This window comes from Agrobacterium sp. RAC06 (assembly GCF_001713475.1).
Taxonomy (GTDB): domain Bacteria; phylum Pseudomonadota; class Alphaproteobacteria; order Rhizobiales; family Rhizobiaceae; genus Allorhizobium.
Window position 1 is genome coordinate 1,025,270 of record NZ_CP016499.1, and the last position, 23,587, is coordinate 1,048,856.

At 60.5% G+C, this 23,587-nt stretch carries 21 protein-coding genes and 4 tRNA genes; 7 read left to right on the top strand and 18 right to left on the bottom strand.

The window, feature by feature from the left end; all coding sequences use genetic code 11:
• Positions 1-166: 166 nt before the first annotated feature.
• From rpoB to BSY240_RS04950, 9 genes are all read right to left on the bottom strand, one after another.
• The gene (gene rpoB, locus BSY240_RS04910; RefSeq protein ID WP_054149593.1) at positions 167-4,300 is read right to left on the bottom strand and encodes a DNA-directed RNA polymerase subunit beta; all 4,134 of its coding nucleotides are present in this window, start codon (positions 4,298-4,300) and stop codon (positions 167-169) included.
• Between the two features lie 246 nt (positions 4,301-4,546).
• Positions 4,547-4,921, bottom strand: a complete 375-nt coding sequence (rplL, locus tag BSY240_RS04915) for a 50S ribosomal protein L7/L12 (protein ID WP_054149594.1) — start codon at positions 4,919-4,921, stop codon at positions 4,547-4,549.
• 69 nt (positions 4,922-4,990) lie between these two features.
• Positions 4,991-5,509, bottom strand: a complete 519-nt coding sequence (rplJ, locus tag BSY240_RS04920; RefSeq protein WP_054149595.1) for a 50S ribosomal protein L10 — start codon at positions 5,507-5,509, stop codon at positions 4,991-4,993.
• A 342-nt stretch (positions 5,510-5,851) separates the two neighbouring features.
• The gene (gene rplA, locus BSY240_RS04925; RefSeq protein WP_069041581.1) at positions 5,852-6,547 is read right to left on the bottom strand and encodes a 50S ribosomal protein L1; all 696 of its coding nucleotides are present in this window, start codon (positions 6,545-6,547) and stop codon (positions 5,852-5,854) included.
• Positions 6,548-6,549: 2 nt separating this feature from the next.
• Positions 6,550-6,981, bottom strand: a complete 432-nt coding sequence (gene rplK, locus BSY240_RS04930; protein WP_006728786.1) for a 50S ribosomal protein L11 — start codon at positions 6,979-6,981, stop codon at positions 6,550-6,552.
• A 149-nt stretch (positions 6,982-7,130) separates the two neighbouring features.
• The gene (gene nusG, locus BSY240_RS04935) at positions 7,131-7,661 is read right to left on the bottom strand and encodes a transcription termination/antitermination protein NusG (RefSeq protein ID WP_054149597.1); all 531 of its coding nucleotides are present in this window, start codon (positions 7,659-7,661) and stop codon (positions 7,131-7,133) included.
• A 16-nt stretch (positions 7,662-7,677) separates the two neighbouring features.
• Positions 7,678-7,878, bottom strand: a complete 201-nt coding sequence (gene secE, locus BSY240_RS04940; RefSeq protein WP_054149598.1) for a preprotein translocase subunit SecE — start codon at positions 7,876-7,878, stop codon at positions 7,678-7,680.
• 179 nt (positions 7,879-8,057) lie between these two features.
• A tRNA-Trp gene (locus BSY240_RS04945) sits at positions 8,058-8,133 on the bottom strand.
• Positions 8,134-8,250: 117 nt separating this feature from the next.
• Complete coding sequence (locus tag BSY240_RS04950; RefSeq protein ID WP_069041582.1) at positions 8,251-8,880, bottom strand: hypothetical protein; 630 nt, start codon at positions 8,878-8,880, stop codon at positions 8,251-8,253.
• Between the two features lie 235 nt (positions 8,881-9,115).
• On the opposite strand from BSY240_RS04950, the gene BSY240_RS04955 reads away from it, so the two are divergent.
• Positions 9,116-9,490, top strand: coding sequence for a pentapeptide repeat-containing protein (locus BSY240_RS04955; RefSeq protein ID WP_006728790.1), 375 nt, complete (start codon positions 9,116-9,118; stop codon positions 9,488-9,490).
• Between the two features lie 10 nt (positions 9,491-9,500).
• On the opposite strand, the gene BSY240_RS04960 is transcribed toward BSY240_RS04955, so the two are convergent.
• The 4 genes from BSY240_RS04960 to BSY240_RS04975 form a co-directional block, all read right to left on the bottom strand.
• On the bottom strand, positions 9,501-10,031 hold the full coding sequence (locus BSY240_RS04960) for a hypothetical protein (protein WP_150127402.1): 531 nt from the start codon (positions 10,029-10,031) through the stop codon (positions 9,501-9,503).
• 77 nt (positions 10,032-10,108) lie between these two features.
• Entirely contained in the window at positions 10,109-11,284 is a 1,176-nt protein-coding gene (gene tuf / locus BSY240_RS04965; RefSeq protein ID WP_069041580.1) for an elongation factor Tu, read from the bottom strand.
• 224 nt (positions 11,285-11,508) lie between these two features.
• Positions 11,509-11,582: transfer RNA gene (locus BSY240_RS04970), tRNA-Gly, on the bottom strand.
• 21 nt (positions 11,583-11,603) lie between these two features.
• Positions 11,604-11,688: transfer RNA gene (locus BSY240_RS04975), tRNA-Tyr, on the bottom strand.
• A gap of 218 nt (positions 11,689-11,906) precedes the next feature.
• On the opposite strand from BSY240_RS04975, the gene rlmB reads away from it, so the two are divergent.
• The 3 genes from rlmB to BSY240_RS04990 are packed head-to-tail and all read left to right on the top strand — an operon-like array spanning position 11,907 to position 14,835.
• A complete protein-coding gene (gene rlmB, locus BSY240_RS04980; protein ID WP_069041584.1) occupies positions 11,907-12,788 on the top strand; it encodes a 23S rRNA (guanosine(2251)-2'-O)-methyltransferase RlmB in 882 nt (293 codons plus the stop codon).
• Positions 12,788-13,582, top strand: a complete 795-nt coding sequence (locus BSY240_RS04985; protein ID WP_069041585.1) for an HAD-IIB family hydrolase — start codon at positions 12,788-12,790, stop codon at positions 13,580-13,582. Before rlmB ends, BSY240_RS04985 begins: the two co-directional genes overlap by 1 nt.
• A gap of 38 nt (positions 13,583-13,620) precedes the next feature.
• Positions 13,621-14,835, top strand: coding sequence for a glycosyl transferase (locus tag BSY240_RS04990; protein ID WP_069041586.1), 1,215 nt, complete (start codon positions 13,621-13,623; stop codon positions 14,833-14,835).
• Between the two features lie 24 nt (positions 14,836-14,859).
• Here the strand turns inward: BSY240_RS04990 and BSY240_RS04995 are convergent, their stop codons facing one another.
• Positions 14,860-15,834, bottom strand: coding sequence for an MliC family protein (locus BSY240_RS04995; RefSeq protein WP_054150699.1), 975 nt, complete (start codon positions 15,832-15,834; stop codon positions 14,860-14,862).
• Between the two features lie 85 nt (positions 15,835-15,919).
• Positions 15,920-15,995 (bottom strand) — tRNA-Thr (locus BSY240_RS05000).
• Between the two features lie 194 nt (positions 15,996-16,189).
• On the opposite strand from BSY240_RS05000, the gene BSY240_RS05005 reads away from it, so the two are divergent.
• The 3 genes from BSY240_RS05005 (at position 16,190) to BSY240_RS05015 (ending at position 18,259) form a co-directional block, all read left to right on the top strand.
• Complete coding sequence (locus BSY240_RS05005; RefSeq protein WP_054150698.1) at positions 16,190-16,963, top strand: NAD kinase; 774 nt, start codon at positions 16,190-16,192, stop codon at positions 16,961-16,963.
• A gap of 8 nt (positions 16,964-16,971) precedes the next feature.
• Complete coding sequence (locus BSY240_RS05010) at positions 16,972-17,448, top strand: hypothetical protein (protein ID WP_069041587.1); 477 nt, start codon at positions 16,972-16,974, stop codon at positions 17,446-17,448.
• 91 nt (positions 17,449-17,539) lie between these two features.
• Positions 17,540-18,259, top strand: a complete 720-nt coding sequence (locus BSY240_RS05015; protein WP_236759313.1) for a class I SAM-dependent methyltransferase — start codon at positions 17,540-17,542, stop codon at positions 18,257-18,259.
• A gap of 55 nt (positions 18,260-18,314) precedes the next feature.
• On the opposite strand, the gene prfB is transcribed toward BSY240_RS05015, so the two are convergent.
• The 3 genes from prfB to BSY240_RS05030 form a co-directional block, all read right to left on the bottom strand.
• Positions 18,315-19,443 (bottom strand): peptide chain release factor 2 gene (gene prfB, locus BSY240_RS05020; protein WP_171901550.1). Its coding sequence is split into 2 segments (ribosomal slippage): positions 18,315-19,373 and positions 19,375-19,443, totalling 1,128 coding nucleotides; the frame shifts between segments, so codons are not numbered across the junction.
• Positions 19,444-19,547: 104 nt separating this feature from the next.
• A complete protein-coding gene (locus tag BSY240_RS05025) occupies positions 19,548-22,001 on the bottom strand; it encodes a penicillin-binding protein 1A (protein WP_069041588.1) in 2,454 nt (817 codons plus the stop codon).
• Positions 22,002-22,243: 242 nt separating this feature from the next.
• On the bottom strand, positions 22,244-23,512 hold the full coding sequence (locus BSY240_RS05030; protein ID WP_069041589.1) for an N-acetylmuramoyl-L-alanine amidase: 1,269 nt from the start codon (positions 23,510-23,512) through the stop codon (positions 22,244-22,246).
• Positions 23,513-23,587 lie beyond the last annotated feature (75 nt).

Below are 23,587 nucleotides of genomic sequence, written 5' to 3' on the forward strand. Positions count from 1 at the left end.
TCGATTGGGTCGCGGTGGCGGCGAATTCCCGGGATGCCGCACCAGACCCTGAAATGACAATAACCGCGAAATGCGGCGAAACTCCCCTTCCCGTCCCGATATTGGCCTTCGGGGCGATCAGGGAATGGCGTGCGCGGCCGAAGCCTCGCACGCCTTTGTCAAACCGTTATTCGGCGGCGTCCGGCAGCTGACCGTCTTCCGTCAGGAGCTTCGAGTTCTCGAGTTCGACGGAAAGGCCGAGAGAGCGCATTTCCTTGACGAGAACGTTGAAGCTTTCCGGAATACCAGCCTCGAAGGTGTCGTCGCCACGGACGATCGCCTCATAGACCTTGGTACGGCCGGCCACGTCGTCCGACTTCACCGTCAGCATTTCCTGCAGGGTGTAGGCAGCGCCGTAGGCTTCGAGTGCCCAGACTTCCATTTCCCCGAAGCGCTGACCGCCGAACTGCGCCTTACCACCGAGCGGCTGCTGGGTGACGAGCGAGTACGGGCCGATCGAGCGAGCGTGGATCTTGTCGTCAACCAGGTGGTTCAGCTTGATCATGTACATGTAGCCAACGGTGACCTGACGGTCGAAGGCTTCACCGGTACGACCATCGTACAAGGTCGACTGACCCGACGGGTTGAGACCTGCACGCGTCAGCATCTCGGAGACGTCGCTTTCATGCGCACCGTCGAAGACCGGCGTGGCGATGGATACGCCGCGCTTGGCTTCTTCGGCGAGCTTGACGAGTGCGTCGTCGTCGAAGTGCTTCACTTCGTCATGCGCTTCCGACTCGTAGATCTCCGTCAGTTCCTTGCGCAGATCGGTGATGTCGAGGTGCTTGCGATAGTCCTCAAGCATCTGACCGATCTTCTTGCCCATGCCGGCGCAAGCCCAGGCAAGGTGGGTTTCGAGGATCTGACCGACGTTCATACGCGAGGGAACGCCGAGCGGGTTCAAGACGATGTCGACATGCGTGCCGTCTTCGAGGAACGGCATGTCCTCAACCGGTACGATGCGCGAGACAACACCCTTGTTGCCGTGACGGCCGGCCATCTTGTCGCCTGGCTGGATCTTGCGCTTCACAGCGACAAAGACCTTGACCATCTTCATGACGCCCGGGGGCATCTCGTCGCCGCGCTGGACCTTTTCGACCTTGTCCATGAAGCGCTGTTCAAGGCGCGACTTGGATTCGTCGTACTGGCCGCGGAGCGCTTCGAGTTCGCCCTGCACCTTTTCGTCTTCGACTGCAAACATCCACCACTGCGAGCGGGGATATTCGGAAACGACGGCGTTCGTGAGTTCGACGCCCTTCTTGAAGCCCTTCGGACCCGCGATCGAGACCTGACCACGCAGCATGTCGATCAGACGGCCGTAAACGTTACGGTCGAGGATCGCCTGCTCGTCGTCGCGGTCCTTGGCGAGGCGTTCGATTTCCTCGCGCTCGATGGCCATCGCGCGCTCGTCCTTCTCAACGCCGTGGCGATTGAAGACGCGAACTTCGACAACGGTACCAAACGTGCCGGGCGGCATGCGCATGGAAGTGTCGCGAACGTCGGAGGCCTTTTCACCGAAGATGGCGCGCAGAAGCTTTTCTTCCGGCGTCATCGGGCTTTCGCCCTTCGGCGTGATCTTGCCGACCAGGATGTCGCCAGGAGCAACTTCCGCACCGATGTAGACGATACCGGCTTCGTCGAGGTTCTTCAGCGCTTCTTCCGAAACGTTCGGAATGTCGCGCGTGATTTCTTCCGGACCGAGCTTGGTGTCGCGGGCCATGACTTCGAATTCCTCGATGTGGATCGAGGTGAAGACGTCTTCCGAGACAATGCGCTCCGACATGAGGATCGAGTCCTCATAGTTGTAGCCGTTCCAGGGCATGAACGCGACGAGCGCGTTGCGGCCGAGCGCCAGATCGCCGAGGTCGGTCGACGGACCGTCCGCGATGATGTCGCCCTTGTTCAGAATGTCACCGACGGTGACCAGCGGACGCTGGTTGACGCAGGTGTTCTGGTTCGAACGCTGGAACTTCTGCAGACGGTAGATATCGACGCCGGACTTGGACGGATCGAGATCTTCCGTGGCGCGGATAACGATACGCGTGGCATCGACCTGGTCGACCACACCGCCGCGACGGGCACCGATGGCAGCACCGGAGTCACGGGCAACGATCGGCTCCATGCCGGTTCCAACGAACGGGGCTTCGGCACGCAGAAGCGGCACGGCCTGACGCTGCATGTTCGAGCCCATGAGAGCGCGGTTGGCGTCGTCGTTTTCGAGGAAGGGAATGAGAGCGGCCGCTACTGACACCAGCTGCTTCGGCGAGACGTCCATCAGGTTGATGGTGTCGCGCGGGGACAGCATAACTTCGCCAGCGTGACGGCAAACGACGAACTCTTCGACGAACTGGCCATCGGCGGTCAGCTCGGAGTTGGCCTGGGCCACGTAGTACTTGGCTTCTTCCATTGCCGAGAGATAGACGACGTCCATCGTCACCTTGCCGTCGATGATCTTGCGGTACGGGCTTTCGATGAAGCCGTACTTGTTGACCCGTGCGAAGGTGGCGAGCGAGTTGATCAGACCGATGTTCGGGCCTTCCGGCGTCTCGATCGGGCAAATACGGCCGTAGTGGGTCGGGTGAACGTCGCGGACTTCGAAGCCAGCGCGCTCGCGGGTCAAACCGCCCGGACCAAGAGCCGAAAGACGGCGCTTGTGGGTGATTTCCGAAAGCGGGTTCACCTGGTCCATGAACTGCGACAGCTGCGAAGAGCCGAAGAATTCGCGGACGGCTGCAGCAGCCGGCTTGGCGTTGATCAGGTCCTGCGGCATGACGGTGTCGATTTCGATCGACGACATGCGTTCCTTGATCGCGCGCTCCATGCGGAGCAGGCCAAGACGGTACTGGTTTTCCATCAGTTCGCCAACGGAGCGAACGCGACGGTTGCCGAGGTTGTCGATATCGTCGATCTCGCCCTTGCCGTCGCGCAGTTCGACCAGCATCCGGACTACCGCCAGGATGTCGTCCTTGCGCAGAACGCGGACGGTATCCGGGCAATCGAGGTCGAGACGCATGTTCATCTTGACGCGACCGACGGCCGACAGGTCATAACGCTCGGCGTCGAAGAACAGCGACTGGAACATGGCCTCGGCCGAGTCCATGGTCGGCGGCTCACCCGGACGCATGACGCGGTAGATGTCGAACAGAGCGTCCTGACGGTTCTCGTTCTTGTCGGCTGCAAGCGTGTTGCGGATGTAGGCGCCGACATTGATGTGGTCGATGCCGAGAACCGGGATCTCTTCGAAGCCAGAATCGAGGATCTGCGGGAGCGTCTTCTCGTCGATCTCCGCGCCGGCTTCCATGTAGATTTCACCGGTCGACATGTTGACCAGATCTTCTGCAAGGTAGTTGCCGAACAGGTCTTCGTCCGATGCCTTCAGGAACTTCAGGCCCTTGTCGGTCAACTGACGCAGAAGACGCGGGGTGAGCTTCTTGCCGCCTTCGACGACGACTTCGCCGCTGTCGGCGTCGACGAGGTCGGAAAGCGCCTTCGCACCCTTGAGGGTCTCAGGGTTGAACGGGAAACGCCAGCCCTTGCCATCACGCTCGTAGACGGACTTCGAGTAAAAGGTCGACAGGATTTCTTCGCCGTCCATGCCAAGCGCCATCAGCAGCGAGGTCACGGGGATCTTGCGGCGACGGTCGATACGGGCGTGGACGATGTCCTTGGCATCGAATTCGATGTCGAGCCAGGAACCACGATAGGGGATGACGCGCGCAGCAAACAGAAGCTTGCCCGAGGAGTGGGACTTGCCCTTGTCATGGTCGAAGAAGACGCCCGGCGAACGGTGCATCTGGGAGACGATGACGCGCTCGGTACCGTTGACGATGAAGGTACCGTTGTTGGTCATCAGGGGCATGTCGCCCATGTAGACGGACTGTTCCTTGATGTCCTTGATCGAGCGTGCGCCCGTATCCTCGTCAATATCGAACACGATCAGGCGAAGCGTGACCTTCAGCGGTGCAGCATAGGTCAGGTCGCGCTGACGGCATTCGTCGACGTCGAACTTCGGCGGCTCGAATTCGTAGGAGACGAACTCCAGCATCGATGCACCGGAGAAATCGGTGATCGGGAATACGGACTTGAAAACGGCATTCAGCCCCTCGTCGGGACGGCCACCCTTGGGCTCGTCAACCATGAGGAACTGGTCATAAGATGCCTTCTGAACCTCAATGAGGTTCGGCATTTCTGCGACTTCTGGAATTTTTCCGAAAAACTTGCGTACGCGCCTGCGACCGTTAAAGGTAAGGGTCTGAGCCATCGTCGCTCCTTGTCAGTTTGCACCCGGGCCTGCAACAGACGGTGACCGCTGGCCAGGCGGCTCCGTCAAAAAATGGATCGCTCAATCTCGTCTCGAGATCCGGACGGCCGGCCGGTTTGCCGGGCGCGCGGGTCAAGACCATCCTCTTGAGAACCCATTACCCAGGAACCGTTTTCATACGGTTCCTGGGTAATATGTTCGGAGGAAACGGGCGGGAGAAGAAACTTCCCCCGCCGCATTCCGATATTACTTGACGTCGACCTTAGCGCCGGCTTCTTCAAGCTTCTTCTTGAGGTCAGCAGCTTCAGCCTTCGAAACGGCTTCCTTGACAGCCTTCGGAGCGCCTTCGACGAGATCCTTGGCTTCCTTGAGGCCCAGGCCGGTGATGGCGCGGACTTCCTTGATGACGTTGATCTTGTTGGCGCCGGCATCCGTCAGGATGACGTCGAATTCGGTCTTTTCTTCTTCAACGACAGCAGCAGCAGCGCCGCCAGCAGCAGCAACGGCTACAGGTGCAGCAGCAGATACGCCCCACTTTTCTTCGAGCAGCTTGGAAAGCTCAGCAGCTTCCAGAACGGTCAGAGAGGAGAGGTCTTCAACGATCTTTGCGAGATCAGCCATGATACTAGTTCCTTAATAGATGTTCGGTTCGAAGCGAACGGGTTAGGGTATGAACAGCGAAAAACCGCCTTACGCGGCTTCGTCCTTCTTTGCATAGGCCGCAAACACGCGAGCAAGCTGAGCTGCCGGTGCTGCCACAACACCTGCGATGCGGGTAGCCGGGGTCTGAATCATGCCGACCAGCTTTGCACGCAGTTCGTCCAGCGAAGGCAGGGTCGCAAGCGACTTGACTGCATCTGCGGACAAGGTGGTTGTTCCCATGGCGCCGCCCAGTACAACGATCTTGTCGTTGGTCTTGGCGAAATCCATGACGACCTTCGGAGCCACAATCGGATCAGCGCTGAATGCAATCAGCGTCTGGCCCTTGAAGAGATCGGTGATCCCTTCGGCTTCCGTGCCCTGAAGAGCGATCTTGGCCAGGCGGTTCTTCGCGACTTTGACGGTGCCGCCAGCAGCGCGCATCTTCGAACGGAAGTCGTTCATCTGCGCAACCGTGACACCAGCATAGTGGGCCACAACAACCGAACCGGAAGCCTTGAAGACTTCGTTCAGTTCTGTGACGAATTCGCGTTTTTCCGCTCTTTCCACTGTCTGTCTCCAGTTGATGGGACCGCAATCCTGCAGGCCCCACCGGGTTTGCCTTTGCCTCAAGGGATCCATGTATCAGATCCCAAGCGACGCTTGAGGATCCTGTCCCCTCCGGTTGGAAAATGTTTCCAGCCAAAAGGCGAATAAGGCTCGAACCGAACTTCAAGACGTCATCAGACGTTTAAATACCGGATCTCACCCGTCTCATGCAGGCATGTATTAAGGCCCTAAGGCCGCCCACAATCTCGGACAGGAGTGCCCGGTTTTGACACCAGGCATTTCCGGCCCCGAAAGGCCGGAAACTTGGTCAGGCCGGCGCTTTCGCCCCGGCCGAATTGATAATCAGGCCGTAACCGTGGACGGGTCGATCTTGACGCCCGGGCCCATGGTCGAGGAGATGGCTACGCGCTTGACATAGTTGCCCTTGGCGCCAGCCGGCTTTGCCTTGATGACGGCGTCAGCGAAAGCCTTGATGTTTTCTTCGAGCGCCTTGGCGCCGAAGGAAGCCTTGCCGATGCCGGCATGGATGATACCAGCCTTCTCGACGCGGAACTCGACGGCACCGCCCTTGGAAGCCTTGACGGCGCCCGTGACGTCCATGGTCACCGTACCGACCTTCGGGTTCGGCATCATGCCACGCGGGCCGAGAACCTTACCGAGGCGACCGACGAGCGGCATCATGTCCGGGGTCGCGATGCAGCGATCGAAGTCGATCTTGCCGCCCTGAACGATTTCGAGCAGGTCTTCGGCGCCGACGATGTCTGCACCAGCAGCCTTGGCTTCGTCAGCCTTGGCGCCACGTGCGAAAACGGCAACGCGAACGTCACGGCCCGTACCGTTCGGCAGGTTGACCACGCCGCGGACCATCTGGTCTGCGTGGCGCGGGTCGACGCCGAGGTTCATGGCGATTTCGATCGTTTCGTCGAACTTGGCGACGGCACGTTCCTTGACCATCGAGATGGCGTCGGTGAGGGCGACGAGCTTCGTCGGGTCAACACCTTCACGGATCTTCTGAATACGCTTTGCTACCTTGGCCATGATCAACCTACCACTTCCAGGCCCATGGAGCGGGCAGAGCCCTCAACCATCAGCATTGCGCCTTCGATGTCGGCGGCGTTAAGATCCTTCATCTTGCCTTCGGCAATTGCGCGGACCTGCGCCTTGGTGATCGTACCGACCTTCGCACCCTTGCCCGGAGTCTTCGAGCCAGAGGTGATCTTTGCTTCCTTCTTCAGCCAGTAGGTAACCGGCGGCTGCTTCATTGCGAAGGTGAAGGACTTGTCCTGGTAATAGGTGATGACGACCGGGATCGGCATACCCTTTTCCATTTCCTGCGTGGCGGCATTGAACGCCTTGCAGAATTCCATGATGTTAATGCCACGCTGACCAAGTGCCGGGCCGATCGGCGGGGACGGGTTAGCCGATCCTGCCTTGACCTGGAGCTTGAGCTGGCCTGCAACTTTCTTAGCCATTACTCTCTGCCTTTCATTTCAGACCGGTTTCCCGATCCATTATGCCAACTTTAAGTTGGCGGCTGCGGTTGCGTGGTGCGTCTGGACGGTCCGGCTTAAGAGACCGCCATCCTCCCACGCGGGTCGGGGAGTTACCTCCCCTTCTCCGATCAGACCTTTTCGACCTGACCGTATTCGAGTTCGACGGGGGTCGCGCGACCGAAGATCGAGACCTCGACCTTGAGGCGCGAGCGCTCTTCGTCCACGTCCTGGACGATCCCGTTGAAGGAGGCGAAAGGACCGTCGGAGACGCGAACCTGTTCGCCGATTTCGAAGGACACGGAGGACTTCGGACGCTCGACGCCTTCCTGGACCTGGCCCAGGATGCGCTCAGCCTCGAAATCCGGGATCGGAACCGGCTTGTTGTCGGAACCGAGGAAACCCGTGACCTTCGGGGTATTCTTGATCAGGTGGTAGGCTTCGTCGGTCAGGTTTGCCCGCACCATGACGTAGCCCGGGAAGAACTTGCGCTCGCTATCCACCTTGCGGCCGCGACGAACCTCGACGACCTTTTCGGTCGGAACGAGGATCTTTTCGAAGAGATGATCAAGACCCTTCTGCTTGGCCTTGTTCTCGATGTCTTCCGCGACCTTCTTCTCAAAATTAGAATACGCGTGGACGATGTACCAACGTGCCGCCATGTTCGTCTCCGCCCGATTAATTGCCGACGCTCAGCACAAGGCCAAGCAACCAGCTGATCAGCTGGTCCGCGCCGAAGAAAAACAGCGCAGCGAAAAACACCATCGCCAGGACCATGAGCGTCGAAATCGTGGTCTCGCGACGCGAGGGCCACGTCACCTTGGACGTCTCGGAGCGAACCTGCTGCAGAAACGCGAATGGATTACCCTTGGATGCCATTTATTGCCCACGCATTTACGGCGCGTAAAGCCGACCTTCGTCAGCCCCACGCACCGCGTGTCTGTTTGAACCCTACATAGAGACCGATTCCCCTTTTCACAAGAGGAAATCGTCTCCAGCACTCTTTCGGCTTTGCCAGATCCTTATGCTCGTCGCAGCATGATGCGCGCCGTGCGACTTGGCAGGGGCAGCCGGGCTTGAACCGACGACCTGCGGTTTTGGAGACCGCCGCTCTACCAACTGAGCTATACCCCTAAGCCTTACATCGGACCGGAACGTTCCCGTCCGAGGCATGGAGCACCCTTTAAGGCGGGCGCGCCGGATTGGCAAGTGTCTTTTTTCTGCTTTTCACAGAGCGGTCAATGGCATCGCTCACCACTTCCGCTCAAACCGCGCATCGAGCCGCGCGGCAGGTTCGTGCGCAATATCGGAAATCACTGCGCGCAGCTTGATGCCGGGCCGCAGGCGTTTCTCGAAAGCCAGTTCGGCATGAAATGGCGCGGCACTGTCCATCACCACACCGCCGGTCACGATGGTATCTATCCCGCCGAGGAAAAGCCGGAGATCCTGGCGCGCGACAAACACCGCACCGCCATCATGGCGGCGTCCCGCCTCCAGTGCGCGGTCGAGCGAGAGCGTCGCCGGGCCCTCGTCCACGAGGGCGCGGTGTTGGCGGAGTGCTGCGCGGGCTGCACCGCTCACGAGATCGACCGTGAGGCCGACAGAGGCGGGGTTTGGCGCAGTCTTGCGCAGATCAACCTCACCCCAGAGGCGCATGGGCGGATGAGTCGTGCCCGAATTGGTGGAGGTGGCACGACGCAGGTTCGATTCGGCGCCGAGCCGAGGGCGCCCGGGCATATCGAGGGCGACACCGGTGCGGATACCAAGATCGTCGGCAGAGCCGGTGGCATTCCACACAAAGGCGCCTTCCTCGGCCGCAGCCGCCCAAGGCCAGAGGGGCAGCGCAATCAGCAACCAGGTAGCAAGAGGTGAGCGGGCCATCGGCAGTTCGTCCGATATGTGGGGCACAGCCAACGGCAGGCCTGGGCGAATCAGGATGGTTTCAGAAGTAACCGAGCGGGAATCAGACGAGAAGTAGCAAGCGCGCATGGAAGCCATGCAGAGAGGAGGTCACGAGTTTCCAGACGTTACGGGTCCAGGAGTGGCGCCGGGCGCCCGCTTGCCATGTTCTCGGCTTTGGCTGATACTTGGCCCTGAGCCCTCGCGGAGGACAGCCATGATCCGTATCAGCAATGCCGCCCTGCCCGGTTCCGAGTTCGACGATGCCGACCTGTCGGAAGCCCGCTTCAGCGACGTCTCGCTCAAGGAAGCCGTGTTCAGCAACGTCGACCTCGGCCGGAGCCTGATCACAGATGCCAATGCCGAGCAGATGGTGATCCGCAATGTGGCGATGAATGCCGCGGTCATGGAGAATGTGGTGATGCATGCGGCAAGCCTCACCCATGTCGACCTCAACGGCAGCACCATCCGATTCGCCAGCCTCGCCGGCACGTCGATTGCCGAATGCGATCTCACAGGACTGACGATCAACGGCTACCTGGTGACGGATCTCCTGCGGCTTGCCGAAGAGCAGCTGCTGCAGCGGGCTTGAGGCCGACACATCACTCCAGACCAGCTATGTCATAGCCACGTGTGCGATAGCGATCTCGCATTTTCGCGAACATCGGATAGATGGCTGCGCCCCTCCGGAACCAGGCGAGATAGGAGGTCGCGTCGGCAAGCCACCAGCCGGGAAACAGCATCTTCCGCGCCTCTTGCTCGTCCCAGAACGTCTGATCGGACATACCGGCATAGGCCCGTGCCGCGAGCCAAGCTATCTCATTCGGATTGTGTGCCGCCGTGTACTTTTCTCTATACCGTGAAAAGTCTGGCGTGCCCTCGGGGTGTACGGCAATGTCGAGCCCCTCGCCGAATTGGTCGGCCGTGCCATCGAGGAGGCAACCATCGGGCATTGAGTTCCACGAGTGCAGGAACACAGGGCGGCCGTCCGGCAATGCATAGACGCCATCGACCCGTCGCCAACCATAGCGATGCTCGATGAAACAGGCGACTTCAAAACAAGCCCCCCAGCACCCCGCCAGTCGCTTCTGGTGGCGATAGGCGCAGACCTCTTCGCGCTGCAAGTCCGTCATTATCATAATGTTGCCCAAACGAAAAAGGCCCCGCTGTTTCCAGCGAGGCCCTTTGATCTTGTCGATCAGATCAGCGATTACTCGATGATCGAAGCGACGATGCCGGCGCCGACGGTACGGCCGCCTTCGCGGATAGCGAAGCGCAGCTTTTCTTCCATCGCGATCGGAACGATCAGCTCGACTTCAACCGTGACGTTGTCGCCCGGCATAACCATTTCCGTGCCTTCCGGAAGCGACACGATGCCGGTCACGTCCGTCGTACGGAAGTAGAACTGCGGACGATAGTTGGTGAAGAACGGCGTATGACGGCCGCCTTCTTCCTTCGTCAGGATGTAGGCTTCTGCCATGAACTTCTTGTGCGGCTTGACAGAGCCGGGCTTGCACAGGATCTGGCCACGCTCAACCGCATCGCGGGTCACGCCACGCAGAAGTGCGCCGATGTTGTCGCCAGCCTGGCCCTGATCGAGCAGCTTGCGGAACATTTCAACGCCCGTGCAGGTCGTCTTCGTCGTCGGACGGATGCCGACGATTTCGATTTCTTCGCCGACCTTGACGATACCGCGCTCAACGCGACCCGTCACAACCGTACCACGGCCAGAGATCGAGAACACGTCTTCGATCGGCATCAGGAACGGCTGGTCGATCGGACGCTCAGGCGTCGGGATGTAGGCGTCAACCTGAGCCATCAGCTCGCGGATCGCGTCTTCACCGATCGTCTTGTTCGAATCTTCAAGAGCGGCCAGAGCCGAACCCTTGACGACCGGGATGTCGTCGCCCGGGAAGTCGTAGGACGACAGAAGTTCGCGAACTTCAAGTTCAACGAGCTCGAGCAGTTCGGCGTCGTCGACCTGGTCAACCTTGTTGAGGAAGACGACGATCGCGGGAACGCCAACCTGACGGGCGAGCAGGATGTGCTCGCGGGTCTGCGGCATCGGGCCGTCAGCGGCCGAGCAAACCAGGATCGCGCCGTCCATCTGCGCTGCACCGGTGATCATGTTCTTGACGTAGTCGGCGTGGCCGGGGCAGTCGACGTGCGCGTAGTGACGGGCAGGCGTCTCATACTCGACGTGCGCCGTCGAGATGGTGATGCCGCGTGCCTTTTCTTCCGGAGCGGCGTCGATCTGGTCATAGGCTTTGAACTCACCGAAATACTTGGTGATCGCTGCCGTCAGAGACGTCTTGCCGTGGTCGACGTGGCCGATCGTGCCGATGTTGACGTGCGGCTTGTTGCGCTCAAACTTACTCTTTGCCATTTGAATGCTTCCTGTGAACGAAACGGGGTTGCCCCGGCGAACCGGTTTGGTCCCGCCGTTTAAGGCTTTCATGCGCAATGCGCAAGCGTTAAATAACAAGCCTTCCGGAGGCCGAAACGCACGGTTTCCACAGCCGAATCCTGCAGCTGCGCAAAGCACTTCACGCAAGGCGAAGCAGCGCTGGAAAACCGTTTGAAATTCGGAGGTTAGGATCGGAAGGTGTCTGGAGCGGGTAACGGGAATCGAACCCGTGTATTCAGCTTGGAAGGCTGCTGCTCTACCATTGAGCTATACCCGCATTTTCAGATCCGAGGACGAATGGTGGAGAGAGTTGGATTTGAACCAACGTAGGCTGAGCCAACGGATTTACAGTCCGTCCCCTTTAACCACTCGGGCATCTCTCCATTCTTTCGTCCGGATCTGGCGACCAAGCTTTCTAGTCCAGACCAGAGTGCGTCGCCCCCTGATCTGCGGCGGGTATATGACGGCCCAACCGGCTCATGTCAACACGAAGTTTGACGAAAAATTCCGAAAAGTTTCATAGGCCAGACACATGCCCGGACGCACAGGGGATTTTCTGCCTGGGTCTATGCCCGTCCCCTGCCCGCCGCTATAAGGGCGCATGGCCAAAGATCCGAAAACCGAAAAAACCGCCCGTGACACCCATTATGCAACGCTGCGCCGACAGGTGCGCGATGCCAAGCGCGAGCGGGGCGAAATCCCGACGCCGGGGCCGCAGAAGCCACGCAAGAGCAATGCAGACTGGACGCCGCCGAAGCTCGCGCCAGAGCAGGTCCTGCTCTACGGACTGCATACTGTGCGCGCCGCCCTCGACAATCCCGAGCGCAAGCTGATCAAGCTTTCGGCGACACAGAATGCGCTCGTAAGGCTCGAGATCTCGTCTGTGGAAAACCTCGGCATCCCCTTCGAGACGGTGACGCCGCAGGACCTCGACAAGATCCTTGGTCCCGAAGCGATCCACCAGGGCGTGATGCTGGAAACCCGTCCACTTCCCCCGAGACGACTGGAAGCGCTGAAGGACAGTCCGCTGATCCTCGTGCTCGACCAGGTGACCGACCCGCATAATGTCGGCGCGATCATGCGCTCCGCGGTCGCCTTCGATGCGGGTGCCGTCATCACCACCCAGCGGCACAGCCCGACGGAATCAGGCGTGCTGGCGAAGTCGGCTTCCGGCGCGCTGGAACTCATCCCCTATATCCAGGTCACCAACCTTTCGGATGCACTGGGCGAGTTGCACAAGCTCGGCTTCTTCTCGGTTGGACTCGATTCGGAAGGACCGGCCCCGATGGAAGGCACGCTCACCGGCGACCGCATTGCGCTGGTGCTCGGGTCCGAAGGCAAGGGCTTGCGACAGAAGACGCGTGAAACCGTATCGGCACTCGCACGCCTCGACATGCCCGGCGCCATCAAGTCGCTCAACGTCTCCAATGCGGCGGCGATTGCACTCTACGCCTCACGCCAGCATCTGGCGGCCAAGGGCTGATGAAGCTCGTCTTCACCGATCTCGACGGAACGCTGCTCGATCACGACAGCTATTCCTTCGAGGCGGCGCGGCCGGCGCTCGATCTACTGGCGTTACGCGGCATTCCCGTCATTCTCGCCAGCAGCAAGACAGAAGCAGAGATGCGACCGATCGCGGAAGCGATCGGCATTACCCATCCGATGATCGTCGAAAACGGCGCGGGCGTCGTTGGACTTGATGCGGAAACAGCCTTCACCAAGGGGAGTTTGCAGAGTCCTTACAGCGACCTGCGTTCTTTTCTTAGGAAATTACCTAAGGAGCTCGGCGCCTGCTTCGAAGGCTTTGGTGACTGGGACGTTGCGCGGGTCGCCTCTGAGACCGGGCTGCCATTCCCCGCAGCCGAACTTGCTCGCCAACGGCACTTTTCCGAGCCGGGGCGCTTTACCGGCTCCGAGGTGCAGAGGCAGGCATTTATCGCGCTGCTTGACGCGCAAGGTTTCAGCGCCGTGCAGGGCGGACGCTTCTTCACCTTGATGCCCAAGACCTCCAAGGCCGAGCGCATGGCCGAGGTCGTCGCACATTACCAGCGCCTCAACGGCGGCGAGATAATCCGCACAGTCGCGCTCGGCGATGCGCCGAACGATCTTGCGATGCTGGAAGCCGCCGATTGCGGCATCATCATCGCCAATCCCGCACACAAGGCCCTGCCCGTCACAGAGCGGGAAGAGCGGGGCTTTATCCTGCGCTCGGAACAAATCGGCCCGGAGGGCTGGAACATCATGATCCACCAACTCGTTGCCACGGGGTTTCTCTGAGTCGGCAGCAACCGGCTTCATCACGAAAGGAATTAGACATGGCGGATTTTCACCAGAACGGCGTGGTTGCCACCCTGCACAATCTCAGGGAGCGATCGCTAGAACGGATGGAGAAAGAGCTCACCGTCTTTTCCGCCTCGCGACCGATCACGCTGATCCTGCCATCGCTCTATTCCGAACTTGAGGCCCCTGCCCTCGAACACATCGTATCCGAGCTGTCGCAGGCACCCTACATATCCGAGATCGTCATTGGCCTTGACCAGGCCGACCAACAGCAGTTCCGCCATGCGAAGCAATACTTCTCGCGGCTGCCGCAGAAGCATACGATTCTCTGGCATGACGGGCCCCGGCTGCGTGCCGTCGACGAGAAACTGAAGGCCGAGGCCCTTTCGCCCGACCAGCCCGGCAAGGGACGCAATGTCTGGTTCTGCATGGGTTATGTGTTGGCCGCCCGGCAGGCCGGCGTGGTTGCCCTGCATGACTGCGATATCACCACCTATTCGCGCGACATGCTGGCACGGCTCGTCTATCCCGTCGCCAATCCGCGTTTTCCTTACGTTTTCTCCAAGGGCTATTATCCGCGCATCGCCGACCGATCGCTCAATGGTCGCGTGACAAGGCTGCTGGTCACGCCGCTGCTGCTCAGCCTGGAAAAGGTCATCGGACACCACCCCTATATCGACTTCCTCAAGGCATTCCGCTATCCGCTCGCCGGCGAGTTTGCCATGCAGACCCAGATCCTCTCCGATATCCGCATTCCCTCGGACTGGGGGCTGGAGATCGGAGTCCTCTCGGAAATGTGGCGCAACTACTCGACCCAGTCGATTTGCCAGGTGGATATTGCCGATTCATATGACCACAAGCACCAGCCGCTCTCGCCCGAGGATGCGGCCAAGGGTCTGTCGCGCATGTCTGTAGACATCACCAAGGCGCTCTACCGCAAGCTCGCGACCGACGGGGTCGTGTTCGGCAATGACGCCTTCCGGACGCTCAAGGCCACCTATTACAGGACGGCACTCGATCTGGTGGAAACCTATTACCACGATGCCCGGATGAACGGGCTCACCACCGACCGGCATCGCGAGGAACAGGCTGTCGAGCTGTTTGCGGCGAACCTGATCGAGGCGGGCCAGGTCTATCTCGACAATCCGAATACCACGCCCTTCATGCCGAGCTGGAACCGCGTGCAGGCCGCCCTGCCCGACCTGTTGCGCGACATACAGGATGCCGCGCGGCTCGATGCCGAAGACTGAACGGGAAGCTGCCGGCCCTCTCCTTCACATGGAAGGACGGCAGACGAGGTCGCCATCCACGGCAACGAAGGACGTACCGGATGCTGAAAGCTTGCGCTCGACCGGATAGTCGATGACGCTTGGCCAGGCTTCGATCGCCTTGGCAGCGTCCGGATCGGCATCGATTGCCGGCTGATAGGCGGGGCGGCAATCGGGCATAGGACGATCGGCAGCGAGACCAAGCTCCTGGCGGATGGTCGCAGCACAGGTCTCCGGAGCCGCCAGTAAGGAACAGGAAGCGGCATAGGTGCGGCGATAGCGCAGGGTAAGCTCCTCTCCGACCAGGGAGAGAGCGGCAAAATCGCCGGCAATCAGATCCTCAATCAGTCGTGCACCAGTGCGGGCGTCATAGACGACGAATGGCAGGCCGCCATTCAAGCCATCGGCACCGCGGAAGAAGGCGTAAGGACCGACCGCACCCCAGAGATAGCCGGCCGTGTCGTCCTCTATCTTGCGGTCGAGCGTCGGATTGAGCTGGCAGGGGCCCTCGGAGGACGCGATGTAGATCCCTGCTGCTCCCTTTTCGCCGAGATCGAGTTCTTTCAAGGCGAAGTTCGGATAGCGCAGGCAGGTGAGCTTGCCCTTCATGTCAAAGCCGGTGTCCTTTTCGGCGAGTTCGACCTCGGCGCGCGTGGCGCGATCGAACTGACCCGCCGCCTCGCCGGCATTGCGGCAGGTGACCGGCGCCATGCGGCCGATGGCAAACTGTATTTCCTCGCCCTTGCCGCGCATCTCGTAGCGGCCATTCGAATACCAGAAGCCGCTCGCCGCCTCCTGCTGCGGCAGCCCGATCTTCGTGCCGTCGGGGATCGTCACCTCGGCTTGCGCGTCGCTGAACGCAACGGTGAGCGAGGTGCCGTCTTCACATGCATATTTGATGTCGGCAGCCCGGCTCTCGGCCGACAGCAGAAACAAGGCAGTCGCGGCCAAAGCCAGACCGGCATGAAATGTCTTGCGCATCGGATCTCCATCGGCTGTCGGCCGAGACCATGCCAAACAAGTGCCTGTTAGGACAATGGGAAAAACGAAAATGTGTGGCGAGAAGTGGTGCCCCCGGCAGGGTTCGAACCCGCGACCCCCTGATTACAAATCAGGTGCTCTACCAACTGAGCTACAAGGGCAGTGCGGGGTGTTTAGGCGGAAATCGGTTTGCGGTAAAGCAAAAAATCGGGCCAGGGTTAGCGGAAATGGTGAATAAGTGACCGCAGGCCAAATGCTTCGCCCGCCGGCGCGCCGAACCGATTCCGGGGCAAAACGGCTTGTGGTTACAGGTAGATGTCATGTACCACTTGGCGACATTTCATCAGGGCTCGCCATGTCTCGCACGTTCCGGTCGCTCGCCTTCATCGCCTCCAATACGGACGAAGCCCAGGCTTCGCGCAATGAGCTGATTCGTCGCTACGGCCATACCGAGCCGGCCGAGGCCGACGTCATTGTGGCCCTCGGCGGCGATGGCTTCATGCTGCAGACGCTGCATGACACGATGAACACCGGCAAGCTGATCTACGGCATGAACCGCGGCTCCGTCGGCTTCCTGATGAACGACTATTCGACCGACAATCTTCCCGAGCGGATCTCGGCGTCGGTCGAGAACGAATTTCATCCGCTGAAGATGACCACGAGTAATTCGGACGGGTCGGTCTCCTTCGCATTGGCGATCAACGAGGTCTCGGTGCTCCGGCAGTCCTACCAGGCAGCCAAGCTCCGGGTGATTGTCGATGGACAGGTACGGCTCGAGGAACTGATCTGTGACGGTCTGATGGTGGCGACGCCGGTGGGTTCGACCGCCTACAATCTTTCCGCCCATGGGCCGATCCTGCCGCTGGAGGCACCGCTTCTGGCGCTGACACCCGTCAGTGCGTTCCGGCCACGACGCTGGCGTGGAGCGCTGCTGCCCGACAAGGTGACCGTGGTGCTTGAGGTGCTGGAGCCGGAGAAGCGGCCGGTCAATGCGGTGGCCGACCATACCGAGGTCAAATCGGTTCTTCGGGTAGAGATAGCGCAATCGGAAGACACGACGGCGCGTATCCTGTCGGATCCCGATCGCTCCTGGTCGGACCGGATCATAGCCGAACAGTTTTCCGATTGAGGTTCCCCATGAAGGCTCTCACCGTCTCCGCCCTACTGGCCCCTATCCTGTTTTCCGCTCCCGTCATCGCGGACGAGATCAGTGCGCTGCCGGTGACGGCAACCTTTGTGATCAGCGGCGGCTATTGGGAATCAGGGGCGGAAGGTGCGGCTGATGTCGAGGCGCCGGTTGAAGCCGGCGAACGCGGCTATTACAAGCTCGTCGCGATCCGCCAGCAGGACCGAACCGCCCGCCTCCATCTGCAGATGATCGCCTCTGGCGAAGGCGGGCTCAGGCTTGTCGAGAGCGTCGAGCTCGAAGAATTCACGGCCATCAAGCCCTATGTCACCGGCATTCGTCCCGAAAGCATGACCGGAGTTGCGGCAACGCCCGGATTCTTTGCCACCGTCTATCTCAAGACTTCGCCGGAAACCGATCGTGTCGAGGAATGGACAGTGCTGATCGACGAACTCGGCGACATCAAGGTGGAACGCGCGAGCAACTGATGCTGCGTTAACCAAGCATTAAGCATCAGATTTACAAGCACAACACGAATTGCCTATGGGTTTCCTTCTCTGCCAGCGTCAGGAACCCTTTATGCTCAACATTTCCCCGACTTCTTCGGGCAATCGGTTCCGTCGCAGACGCATCGAACAACTTGGACGAATGATCGACGATGTCGTTCGGATGAAGGGCACCTGCCGCATCATCGATCTTGGAGGGACTGCCGAGTTCTGGCAGACATGGCAATACCAGCTCGATCTGGCGCACACTTCGGTCGAATGCATCAACGTTGCGGACCAGTCCGAGAACCAGGGCGGCCATCTGCCAGGCGTGAAAACCACGATCGGCGATGCCTGCTCGCTTCCGATGTTCGAAGACAATGCCTTCGATATCGTCTTCTCCAACTCGGTGATCGAGCATGTGGGATCCTGGGCCAGGAAGCGGGCCTTCGCCGCTGAAGTCAGACGGCTTGCGCCATCCTACGCGATCCAGACACCGAGCTTTTCTTTCCCGATCGAGCCGCATGCGAGGCTGCCCTTCATCCACTGGCTACCCAACCCGATGCGGTATCGGACACATCTGATGATGCGCACGGGATTTTATCCGAAGGCCGCCAACCTCGACGAGGCCATGGGCGCGTTGGAGGATGCGAGCCTGCTGGATCGGCGTCAGATGCAGCACCTGTTCCCGGACGCCTCGATCTGCACGGAGACGTTCCTCGGATTTGCGAAGTCCTTCACAGCGATACGCCACACCGTGGCGGGTGCTCAGGCCGGGGATACGCCTGGGGTGGCGAGCAAGGTATCGGCATGAAAAAAAGGCGGTGCACCCGGTGCCCCGCCTTTTTAATGTCCATTGACCGATCTGATCAGTCGATGTCGGAAACCTCAGATGCCTTGCCGCTGATGCGGTGGGCGAGAGCGGCTTCCATGAACTCGTTAAGCTCACCGTTCAGGACGCTATCCGGATCGGTGCTTTCGACGCCTGTGCGCAGGTCCTTGACCAGCTGGTAGGGTTGCAGAACGTAGGAGCGGATCTGGTGACCCCAGCCGATATCCGTCTTGGAGGCGGCTTCGGCATTGGCCAATTCTTCGCGCTTCTTCAGCTCGACCTCGTAAAGGCGTGCGCGCAGCATGTCCCAGGCCTTGGCCTTGTTCTTGTGCTGCGAGCGTTCCTGCTGGCAGGCAACCGCGATGCCGGTCGGAATATGCGTGATGCGCACGGCCGAGTCGGTCGTGTTGACGTGCTGGCCGCCGGCACCCGACGAGCGGAAGGTATCGATGCGGCAATCGCTCTCGTTGATGTCGATCTGGATCGAATCGTCGACCACGGGATAAACCCAGATGGACGAAAACGAGGTGTGGCGACGGGCGTTCGAATCATAGGGCGAGATGCGGACCAGACGGTGCACGCCCGATTCGGTTTTCATCCAGCCATAGGCATTGTGGCCCTTGACCAGGATGGTCGCGGACTTGATGCCTGCCTCTTCGCCGTCATGCACTTCCAGCACTTCAACCTTGAAGCCCGAGCGCTCTGCCCAGCGGGTATACATGCGCAGAAGCATGTTCGCCCAGTCCTGGCTTTCCGTGCCGCCGGCGCCGGAATGGACTTCGATATAGGTGTCGTTGCCGTCGGCTTCGCCAGACAGCATGGCCTCGACCTGGCGGCGCGCCGCTTCCGTCTTCAGTGCCTTCAGCTGGTCTTCGGCGTCCTTGACGACGCTCTCGTCGCCCTCTTCCTCGCCCATCTCGATCAGTTCGATGTTGTCGTTCATCGCCTGTTCGAGGCGCTTGACGCCCGCAATGCTGTCATCCAGCTGCTGGCGCTCGCGCATCAGCTTCTGGGCTTCCTGGGCATCGTTCCAGAGGTTTGGATCCTCGGCCTTGTTGTTCAACCAGTCCAGTCGTCTTATCGCCTGGTCCCAGTCAAAGATGCCTCCTCAGCAGGCTTATGGCCTGCTTGATTTCGTCGACGACATTCTCGATTTCATTACGCATGCGTTCGGTTCTCAACCTCTGAAACTGGTGAAAATCTGGTCTTCCGCATAGTTGCGCCCGGCCCTGATGTAAAGGGCCGGGCGCAACTGATGCAAAGGAATGGCTTAGAACAGACCACCGGAACCGGAGGTGACGGCCTGGTTGGCCTGCGGCGAGTCGCGCAGAATTTCTTCTGGCGGCGCGTAGCCGTCCATGCCGATGATCGAGAGCGTGTCGGCAGGACCCGTGCCGGGCTTGAAGGCCTCGATGATCGTGTCCGGCTCGCCCTCATAGGCGAACATGCCAGTGGTTCTGTTGACCGGAATGAAGCTCATGCCGGCGGGCACGAAGAACTGGCCGGGTGGGGTGTCGGCCGTCGCCATCTGCATGAAGTCGTTGAAGACGGGGGCTGCGAGCGAACCACCGGTCGAGCCACGCCCCATGGGCGCCGGCTGATCGAAACCGATATAAACGCCGGCGACCAGATCGGGCGTATACCCGACGAACCAGGCATCTTTTTCGTCATTCGACGTACCGGTCTTGCCAGCAACGGGGCGGTCGAGCTTGATCTTGCCGCCTGCCGTACCGCGGGTCACAACACCTTCCATCATAGAGGTGATCTGGTAGGCGGTCATCGGATCGAGAACCTGTTCGCGGTTGTCGACGACGACAGGCTCTTCCTGACCGGTGAAGCGCTCGGCGTTGCAGGCCTCGCAGATGCGGTCTTCATGACGGAAGATGGTCTTGCCGTGACGGTCCTGGATACGGTCGATCAGTGTCGGCTTGATCTGCTTGCCGCCATTGGCAAACACGGCGTAGGCGGAGACCATGCGCATGACGGTGGTTTCACCCGAGCCGAGCGACATGGCGAGCACCGGGTTCATCTTGTTGTAGATACCAAAGCGTTCGGCATATTCAGCGACGAGGTTCATGCCCATGTCGTTGGCGAGGCGCACCGTCATCAGGTTACGCGACTTCTCGATGCCGAGGCGCAGGGTCTGTGGGCCGGCCGATCCGCCGCCATAGTTCTGCGGACGCCAGACCTGGCCGCCGGAGACGAATTCGACGGGCGCATCCATGATGACCGACGCCGGGGTGTAACCGGTGTCGAGAGCGGCCGCGTAGACAAAGGGCTTGAAGGACGAACCCGGCTGACGCATCGCCTGTGTCGCGCGGTTGAATTCGGACTGGGCGTATGAGAAGCCACCGGCAAGTGCCAGCACGCGGCCGGTATGCGGGTCCATGGCGACGAGACCGCCCTGCACCTTCGGCAACTGGCGGAGACGGTAGGCACTTGAACCCTCTTCCTTGGCCTCGACATAGACCACATCACCCGGATTGAGGACACCGACGGGCGACTTGGTCGACTTCCGATCGGCACTCGCGGAGCGGAAGGCCCATTCCATGTCATCGGGTGCAATGCGGCCACGAACCCGCTCGGCGACGACCTGACCACCGCCTTCCTTGGCCGGCTGCAGGCCAATATCGACGCCATCGGCGGCGACGTCGAGCACGACGGCGACCTTCCATTCCGGCACGTCGGCAAGCCCGGAGATTTCGGCGAGCGGAACGCCCCAGTCGCCGTCCAGCGAAATGGTCTTAATCGGCTCACGGAAGCCGCGACGCTGATCGTAGGTCAAGAGGGCCGATTGCAAGGCCTTGCGGGCTGCGATCTGCATTTTCGGGTCGAGCGAGGTGCGGACCGAAAGGCCACCTTCGTAAAGTGCCTTGTCACCATATTTCTCGATGATCTGGCGGCGGACTTCCTCGGCGTAATAGTCGGACGCGAAGAGCGAGGAGCCGGTGCGACGCAGATTGACGCCGAGCGGTTCCTTCTTCGCCTCTTCGCCCTCTTCCCGGACAACGAAGCCATTTTCGACCATGCGGTCGATGACCCAGTTGCGGCGCTCAATCGCCGCCTCGGTGCGGCGGAAGGGATGGTAGTTGTTCGGCCCCTTCGGCAGGGCTGCGAGATAGGCTGTCTCGGCGATGGTGAGTTCAGTCACCGACTTGTCGAAATAGGTGAGCGCTGCGCCGGCGATGCCATAGGCGTTCAGGCCGAAGAAGATCTCGTTCAGATAGAGTTCGAGGATCTTGTCCTTCGAATAGGCCTGCTCGATGCGGAAGGAAAGGATCGCTTCCTTGATCTTGCGGTCCATGGTCTGGTCGGATGACAGAAGGAAGTTCTTTGCCACCTGCTGGGTGATCGTCGAAGCGCCCACCGGGCGACGGCCAGACCCGAGGTTCTGGACGTTCACCAGGATCGCGCGGCCGAGGCCGGTGATATCGACGCCAGGATGGTTGTAGAAATTCTTGTCTTCAGCGGAAAGGAAAGCCGCCTTGACGCGGTCCGGGATCGCCTGGATCGGCAGGAACAGCCGGCGCTCGCGGGCATATTCAGCGACAAGCGCGCCGTTGCCAGCATGAATGCGGGTCGTTACCGGCGGCGAATAGCTGGCGAGAACCTCATAGTCCGGCAGGTCCTTGGTCACACCCATCAGATAGACGGCAACGACCGCCGCGACGCCGAGCGCAAGCACGGACGCCAATCCGAAGAGATATCCAATCAGTCTGATCATGTTTCCGCTACCGGCTCTGCTTCAGGTTCGCGCGCCCTTTTTTAGAGCTTCGCATACCCTGTGGCGTTTTGCACGTCATGCGGTGGATGGCAAGACATGCGGACTTCACGTGTAAGGCCCCGCGATTCGAGATCGCTCACCTTTGCGTAACCTACATCGGAGTAACGGAGACAATGTGAGGAAAATAGGGCCGTTAGCGGCAGAAATCCGCCTCGACCACAGGTTCCCTCGGCGGATGTTGCCTAACCGCCATTGGCGAACTGCGGCTCGCGATAGCGCTTGATCGCCTCGACCAGAAGATCGGCCACCCTGTCGCGCCAGACCGGGTCTAGCAGGAGCTTTTCGTCTTCCTTGTTCGACAGGAATCCGAGCTCGAGAAGAATGGAGGGCACATCGGGCGCCTGCAGCACGCGGAAGCCGGCGTGGCGATGGGGATTGTTGATCAGCGAGATCTGCCCCTCGAAGGAGCCAACGACAGCCTGGGCCATGGCGATCGAGAAAGCCTGCGTCTCCCGGCGGGTCAGGTCAAGCAGGATATCCCCCACCTCCGCCTCGGTTTCCGTCGGCAGTTGCACCCCGCCGATGGTGTCGGAAAAGTTCTCGCGCTCCGCCAGCTGGGCCGCCATGTGGTCGGAGGCCTTGTCCGAGATTGTATAGACGGTGGCTCCCCGGATGTCCGCCTGGCGCAGCGTATCGGCGTGCAGCGAGATCAGGAGATCCGCACCCTTCTGCCGCGCAATCAGCACGCGCTCGGAGAGCGACAGGAATTTGTCGGCGTCACGCGTCATGACGGCGCGGATGCCGGGCTGGCCCTTCAGCTTTTCATTCAAGATCTTGGCAAAGGCGAGCGTGATGTCCTTCTCTGCCGCCTTAGTGGACGCCCCTGTGGCGCCGGCATCGATCCCGCCATGGCCAGCGTCGATCGCAATGACGAATTCGTCGGTCGCGGCTGTAGCAACCGGCAGCGCGCTCGTGGACGAAGCTGCTTCTTGCGGTTCGCTCCAGGCCTGGCCCGACACGAGGGCTGCGAAGTCCTGGGCAGGAACCAGTTCGGCATCAAGCACCAGCCGATAGCCGCCTTCGGCTTCGTTCGGCATCACGGTGGCGGCTGCAAGCCGTGCGGGACGTGCCGCCGTCAGGACCAGACGGGCAGAGGTGGAATCCATAGACCCATAACGGATGTCACTGAACAGTCCGGTCGCCTTCAAGTCGCCTTCCGCGAAGGCAAAGGCCGTGGCCGGAAGGTCGACGACGATCCGGTCGGGGTTGGCGATGTAGCGGGTGGCGATCGTCGGTGCGCGATCGAAATCGAGAACGATGCGGGTCCGCGCCTCGTCACCAGCGATGCGCGCGCCATAGGCTACGAGACGCTCGACAGGCGCCTCAGCGGTTACGGCATGGGCCGTGCTGACGACAGGCGCAATCGGCGCCAGCCAGACGAGCGCCGCCAGACCGATTCGGGCCCAAAGCGCAGGTTTTCGCCCCGCCGGCACCGCCAATGCTCTTGTCAAATCCTGCCCCCGTCGCGGCAACGTCACAACTGTGATACAAATCACAAGCCGCACGCTTCGCCATTTTCTGCAATT

Bases quoted from the DNA above. Each gene is read 5' to 3' on its own strand.
- BSY240_RS05010 (WP_069041587.1), top strand. From the start codon at position 16,972: ATGAAGGCTCTCACCGTCTCCGCCCTACTGGCCCCTATCCTGTTTTCC.
- tuf (WP_069041580.1), bottom strand. From the start codon at position 11,284: ATGGCAAAGAGTAAGTTTGAGCGCAACAAGCCGCACGTCAACATCGGC.
- BSY240_RS05025 (WP_069041588.1), bottom strand. From the start codon at position 22,001: ATGATCAGACTGATTGGATATCTCTTCGGATTGGCGTCCGTGCTTGCG.
- rlmB (WP_069041584.1), top strand. From the start codon at position 11,907: ATGGCCAAAGATCCGAAAACCGAAAAAACCGCCCGTGACACCCATTAT.
- BSY240_RS05015 (WP_236759313.1), top strand. From the start codon at position 17,540: ATGCTCAACATTTCCCCGACTTCTTCGGGCAATCGGTTCCGTCGCAGA.
- BSY240_RS05005 (WP_054150698.1), top strand. From the start codon at position 16,190: ATGTCTCGCACGTTCCGGTCGCTCGCCTTCATCGCCTCCAATACGGAC.
- rplA (WP_069041581.1), bottom strand. From the start codon at position 6,547: ATGGCCAAGGTAGCAAAGCGTATTCAGAAGATCCGTGAAGGTGTTGAC.
- BSY240_RS04955 (WP_006728790.1), top strand. From the start codon at position 9,116: ATGATCCGTATCAGCAATGCCGCCCTGCCCGGTTCCGAGTTCGACGAT.
- rplK (WP_006728786.1), bottom strand. From the start codon at position 6,981: ATGGCTAAGAAAGTTGCAGGCCAGCTCAAGCTCCAGGTCAAGGCAGGA.
- rplL (WP_054149594.1), bottom strand. From the start codon at position 4,921: ATGGCTGATCTCGCAAAGATCGTTGAAGACCTCTCCTCTCTGACCGTT.
- rpoB (WP_054149593.1), bottom strand. From the start codon at position 4,300: ATGGCTCAGACCCTTACCTTTAACGGTCGCAGGCGCGTACGCAAGTTT.
- BSY240_RS04985 (WP_069041585.1), top strand. From the start codon at position 12,788: ATGAAGCTCGTCTTCACCGATCTCGACGGAACGCTGCTCGATCACGAC.
- BSY240_RS04995 (WP_054150699.1), bottom strand. From the start codon at position 15,834: ATGCGCAAGACATTTCATGCCGGTCTGGCTTTGGCCGCGACTGCCTTG.
- BSY240_RS04950 (WP_069041582.1), bottom strand. From the start codon at position 8,880: ATGGCCCGCTCACCTCTTGCTACCTGGTTGCTGATTGCGCTGCCCCTC.
- BSY240_RS04990 (WP_069041586.1), top strand. From the start codon at position 13,621: ATGGCGGATTTTCACCAGAACGGCGTGGTTGCCACCCTGCACAATCTC.
- BSY240_RS04960 (WP_150127402.1), bottom strand. From the start codon at position 10,031: ATGACGGACTTGCAGCGCGAAGAGGTCTGCGCCTATCGCCACCAGAAG.
- secE (WP_054149598.1), bottom strand. From the start codon at position 7,878: ATGGCATCCAAGGGTAATCCATTCGCGTTTCTGCAGCAGGTTCGCTCC.
- nusG (WP_054149597.1), bottom strand. From the start codon at position 7,661: ATGGCGGCACGTTGGTACATCGTCCACGCGTATTCTAATTTTGAGAAG.